General features: G+C 54.4%; 5 protein-coding genes. 4 read left to right on the top strand and 1 reads right to left on the bottom strand.

All coding sequences use genetic code 11. The features are described 5' to 3' along the window. Positions 1-310: LysR family transcriptional regulator (locus tag QZZ60_RS10300; protein ID WP_295641138.1), on the bottom strand; the 310-nt coding region annotated here is incomplete at its 3' end. A gap of 223 nt (positions 311-533) precedes the next feature. On the opposite strand from QZZ60_RS10300, the gene QZZ60_RS10295 reads away from it, so the two are divergent. The 4 genes from QZZ60_RS10295 to QZZ60_RS10280 all read left to right on the top strand — a co-directional run. Beyond that, the gene (locus QZZ60_RS10295; protein WP_295641137.1) at positions 534-1934 is read left to right on the top strand and encodes an SLC13 family permease; all 1401 of its coding nucleotides are present in this window, start codon (positions 534-536) and stop codon (positions 1932-1934) included. A gap of 76 nt (positions 1935-2010) precedes the next feature. Beyond that, on the top strand, positions 2011-3399 hold the full coding sequence (locus tag QZZ60_RS10290) for an anion permease (RefSeq protein WP_295641135.1): 1389 nt from the start codon (positions 2011-2013) through the stop codon (positions 3397-3399). Between the two features lie 170 nt (positions 3400-3569). Beyond that, positions 3570-4550, top strand: coding sequence for an aldo/keto reductase (locus QZZ60_RS10285; protein WP_295641133.1), 981 nt, complete (start codon positions 3570-3572; stop codon positions 4548-4550). Between the two features lie 325 nt (positions 4551-4875). Then, positions 4876-5543, top strand: a 668-nt coding sequence (locus QZZ60_RS10280; RefSeq protein ID WP_295641131.1) for a hypothetical protein, incomplete at its 3' end; no start/stop codon positions are given.

Raw genomic sequence — 5543 nt, 5'->3', positions numbered from 1 at the left:
CAAATATTTTATTTATATATACATTGATATCTTCTGTGATATTATGCTTGTTTTTTACACTGCTGAGATCTCTTTTTAGCTCTTCATACTCATGAAGTACTTTCTTAGTAAATTCACTGATGAGTTTTCCTTCTTCAGTAAGGGACATTCCCGTATTTATTCTGTCGAAAATGGTAACATTCAGTTCGTCTTCCAATTTTTTTATGGAATGACTGAGGGACTGCTGAGTAAGAAACAGATTATGGCAGGCTTTTCCTATGGATCCGCAACGTGCGATTTCAAGAATCTGCTGAAGCTGTTCAATCCGCATACACATACCCTCAATTATTTGTAAATATTACTATTATCTGTTGAAATAACAACATACAGGCGAATGCACTTTAAGTAAACATCGGCATTTTGCCGCATGAAAAATTTGTTGCCTGTGGAAAACAATAAGAAAAAATCTGTTTGTCCTGAAAAACGGCATGGTACAGTATAATGCCATTCAGTAGTCTGCATGCCTTGTCATGTGCGTAAAACCGGAGGGTATCATGAGTTCAGGAAGCATGTCGTCTCATGCCGTATATGTAAAATGGTTGGTTACCCTTCTTCTTTCCGCAGGCGTGATGCTTGTTCCCGCAGGCGGCGGGTTCGATGAGCAACTGCGTCTGTTTTCAGCCATAACGGTTTTTTATATCTGCACGATCGTTTTTGAATTCCTCAATGTCATTGTTCCGTCCATTCTGCTTACGGCGGTATATGTGCTGAGCGGACTGGCTCCCGTGGAAGTTGCGTTGCAGCCGTGGACCAGTCCGCTGGTCTATATGATTGTCGGCGCGTATGCGCTGGTCAACGTGATGGATGAGTGCGGACTTCTGAAGCGCGTGTCCATTTGGTGCATCCTCCGATGCGGGGGCACCTATAACGGCGCGCTTTACGGCATGTTTCTGACTGGCCTTGTCCTTGGCGTCATCACGTTCAACAACGCCTATCTCATCATGGTTTCCTTCGCCTACGGCGTGACGAAATCCTTCGGCTACGACAGACCGTGCCGCGAAGCGGCGCTGATGATGTTTGTCGGTGCCGTATCGGCTCATGCCTGCGCCTCCGCAGTCTACAATCCTCTGTTCGTGGGGCTGGCCGAGTCCGGACTCCGTCTGGTTCAGGAAGGGTATTCCATCCCGTGGTACGAGCAGACCGTTGCAGTATGGCCCACGCTGCTGTTCAATGTGTTTTTCATATGGCTGCTGACCAGAATATATAAGACGAAGAACTTCAGCACGTCGAACAACAGTCGTGCCTATTTTGAGGAGCAGGCCAGAGCTCTCGGCCCCGTGAGTGCGAAGGAGAAGAAATGCTGCATCGTTCTTGCGCTGCTCATGATCTATCTTTTCCTTTCCCCGCTTCACGGCATGCCGGCGGTATACGGCTTCATGGTTCTGCCCTGGCTGCTTTTCCTTCCCGGCTTCAGGGTGGGCGGTCATGAGGCCATAAGCAGAATTAGCTTCCCCATTCTCGTGTTCATCGTGTCGTGCATGAGCATTGCCGCCGTGGGAGGACATCTCGGACTCAATCAGCTCGTGTCCTCCGCCATTGTTCCCATGCTTTCCGATATGTCCGACGTGTCCGTCGTGATGGGAGCGCTGATCGCCGGAACGCTTGCCAATGTCGTCATGACGCCCGGAGCCATGCTGCCTACGCTGTGCGCGCCTTTTGCCGGCATTGCCGTCAGTCTCGGCATCAAGCCCCTGGCGCTCATCATGACGCTGATAGTGACGTGCGACGTTTATATTTTTCCGCATGAAATCGCATGCTTTATGATCCTCATCGGCTTCGGTCTGATAGGCATATCGGAATTCGTGAAGCTTGCGACGCTGAAGACGGTGCTGTTCCTTGCTTTCTATGCCGTCGTTCAGATCCCGTACTGGAGCGTCATAGGATACATACGCTAGCATCAGATAACCGTTTGCCGACCGGAATGAAAACGGCATGAGTCGATCGTCGTCAAGACGTGCAAGGAGGTAGAGGATGGAAGAGTCGATGAAAAGAGAAACGCTTGTTCGGTGGGGCGCGGCATTCCTCGTGCCTGTCCTGATACTCTGTCTGCCCTCGGGAGAAGTATTCACCCCGGTGCTGAAGAAGTTTCTTTCCGTGACCGTGTTCGGGCTGCTGCTGATGGCGCTTGAGCTTGCGCCGAGCATGTGTTCAGCCATCATCTTTCCCATAGGGTACGTGCTGTTCGACGTGGCTCCCATTCAGACCGTGCTTGCTCCCTGGATAGGCACCACGGCCCTCGTGATAGTATGCGGCTTCTGGCTGGCCATGATACTTCTTCGAACGGGCCTTCTGGATCGCGTCATCTGCCGCTGCGCCATTTTTTTCGGCGGCTCCTTCACAGGCATAGCCGTATCCATATATCTTGCGGGCGTCATCGCTTCGTTCGTCACCTTCGGCGGGCATCACATGCTGATTCTGGCCTTTGCCTACGGCGCCTGCAGAACGCTTGATCTGCAGCGGGGCACGACGGCGACCGTGCTGCTGATGTCGGCGGTATACACGACGATCTTTGCTCAGCAGTTCAGCTATTATCCCGGTGTGCTGGCGCTTCTGAACGGCTCCATAGCCAACATTGCTCCCGAGTATCAGATCACATGGCTCAGCAATCTCATTCTGGGACTTCCCATGTTCTTTGTGGGGCTGGCGGGCGTGATCATACTCAGCAGGATGTTTGCCGGCGACGTCACCCGGGTGGACATCAAGCAGCACTACATTGAAATGCGCGACAAACAGGGGCCCATGACCGGCAACGAAAAGAAGGGCATTGCCGTCATGCTGTGCCTTCTGCTGTTCATGGCCACCTCCAGCCTGCACGGCATCAACGGCGACTTCGGCATGATCCTCGCGCCGCTCATCTTTTATCTTCCCGGCATCCAGGTAGGCAACTACGACGATGTCAAAGGCATCGACTTCGATATGGTTTTTCTCATCATGGCGTGCATGTCCATAGGCAGCGTGGGAACCCATATCGGTCTGGGACAGCTTCTCACCTCCTACGCCATTCCCATCATCGGCGACATGGGCGCCGTGGGGCTTTTGGGCTTCACGTGGATTTTCAGCGTGCTCTTCAACTTCCTTCTGACGCCCTTTGCCATATATGCCGCGTTCAGTCAGCCGCTCGGCGACATAGCCTTCGGCATGGGAATCAATCCCGCGACGCTTATGATCACGCTCATCAATGCCGGCGACACCATTCTTCTGCCCTATGAACATAATTCGGCGCTCATGGCGTTTGCCTTCGGACTCATGTCTTTGAAGGACTTCGTGCGGGTCAACATGGTAAAATGCATCATTCAGTTCATAGGGATGTTTTTTGTCATGCTCCCGTTCTGGTACCTGATAGGCATGTTGTATGTCTGAACGTATCTGCGGACGGAACGCCCGGAATGTCCATTCCCACAAAGAACTTCTGTAGGTTGGAAAAAGCGCTCAGAAAAAACGTGTTAGACGTCAGAAACGTTGCTCTGTATCTTGTCATATAGAAAAAGCCTTCGGAAACTTCATGAACGTTTATGCAAGGAGGATTTCATATGGAGTACATCAGACTCGGGACTTCGGAACTGAACGTTTCCCGGATTTGTCTCGGTTGCATGGGATTCGGCAGAGCAGCCAGCGGCATGCACGCCTGGACGCTGGACGAAGCTCCCACCCGCGAAATCATTCGTCACGCTCTGGAACTCGGAATAAACTTCTTTGATACGGCCCTGGCCTATCAGGGCGGCACCAGCGAACAGTTCGTCGGCCGCGCCCTGAAGGACATGGCAAAGCGGGAAGACGTCGTGGTGGCCACCAAGTTCCTGCCCATGACGGCAGAACAGCACGCCTCCGGCATGAAGGTAAAGGACTATATCAACGGTTGTCTGGAACAGAGCCTCAGGAACATGGGGCTGGACTGCATTGATCTGTATATTTATCACTGCTGGGACGCCGCCATGCCCGTGGAAGAGGTCATGGGAACGCTGAATGAAGCCGTGAAGGCCGGAAAGGTCCGGTACATAGGCATTTCCAACTGTTTTGCCTGGCAGATAGCCAAGGCGAACTTTGTGGCGGAAAAGTATGGCTGGAGCCGTTTCATCACCGTTCAGGGGCACTACAATCTTCTCTTCCGCGAGGAGGAAGTGGAAATGGCTCCCTACTGTGCCGATGCCTGCATATCCATGACGCCCTACAGCGCGCTTGCCGCCGGACGCCTGGCAAGAAGCCGTTCGGAGGTCACCGAGCGTCTGCAGAAGGACGCCTACGCCAAGGGCAAGTACGACGCCACGGCCGAGCAGGACGGGCTCATCATCGACAGGGTTGGGGAAATTGCGGAGAAAAGAGGCGTTTCCAGAACGCAGATTGCGCTTGCCTGGCTTCTGACCAAGGTGGCGGCTCCCGTGGTGGGAGCGACAAAGATCCATCAGCTTGAAGACATAGCCGCCTCCACGTCGCTGAAGCTTACGCCGGAGGAATGTGCCTATCTGGAAGAACCCTATGTGCCGCATCGTCTGGTAGGCATGATGAAGAAGTAGCGGAACGATTCCATTTCAAGGCCGGCCGGACGGACAGTCCGCCGGCTTTTGTTTTTTTATACGCATGGGAGAGCGCATGGCGGAGCGGATTGTTGGCGGAGCAGAGTTCAGGCGACGGATGCTGGAAGAAATGGATGCATGGACGAAAGCCGTCGGGGTCGCCCTGAAGAATGGGGGAAAAACGGCGCTTTTGACCGACGGTTCAGGTCGGGTTCGGCCGTGTTCCGATGCCGGAGAAATTGTCGGGGACTTTTTTTCGGATGACCCGGCAAGCAATGCAGGGCTCTGCCTGCTCAAGAAGGAACTGGAAGAAAGAAACGGGGCCATGGGAGCGGGAACTGCCCGGACCATGGTGCTGACGGCGGCGCTTCTGCGCCGGGGCGAAGCCTGCCTTGAGGCCGGCATGGAGCCCGTGGCACTTGCGGCGGCCCTCAGACGCAGGGCCCTTGCGGCGGACGCCGCGCTTGCCGGCATGACGCGCGAGGTGAAGGACGAAGAGGAGTTCAGAAGTCTGGCCGTCGGCGTTTCCGGAAGCGACGAGCTTGGCGGCATGATAGCGGGTATGCTGTCTCATGTGGAGTCAGCCGGAGAGGTGGTAGTCGAGCGCTCGCACGGCTGGGAGGACAGCGTGGAGTTTCCGCAGGGATTCAGCTTTGAAAAGGGATATCTTTCCTCCTTCATGGCCGATGTCCCCGGCGGGAATCGCTGCGTTCTTGACGAGTGCGGCGTTCTGATGGCCGACAAGGCTTTTCGCTCCCGGGAAGACATAGTGCCGGTGCTGCGTCTCGCGCAGGCGGTGAAAAGACCCGTGCTCATGCTGGCGGATGATCTGACGGGTGACGCCCTGAGAATGGTCAACGAGGCCAATGCCGGACGGCTCTGCCGTCTGGTCGCCGTGGAGGTTCCGGCGCACGGACCGGGCCGCATGGATTTTTTTTCCGACATGGAGGCGCTTGTGGGAGGAATTCCCCTCACGAAGGAGTTCTTTTTCTT

Source organism: uncultured Mailhella sp. (assembly GCF_905187505.1).
In the GTDB taxonomy this organism is placed as follows: Bacteria; Desulfobacterota; Desulfovibrionia; order Desulfovibrionales; family Desulfovibrionaceae; genus Mailhella.
This window is presented reverse-complemented; position numbering and strand designations above follow the sequence as displayed.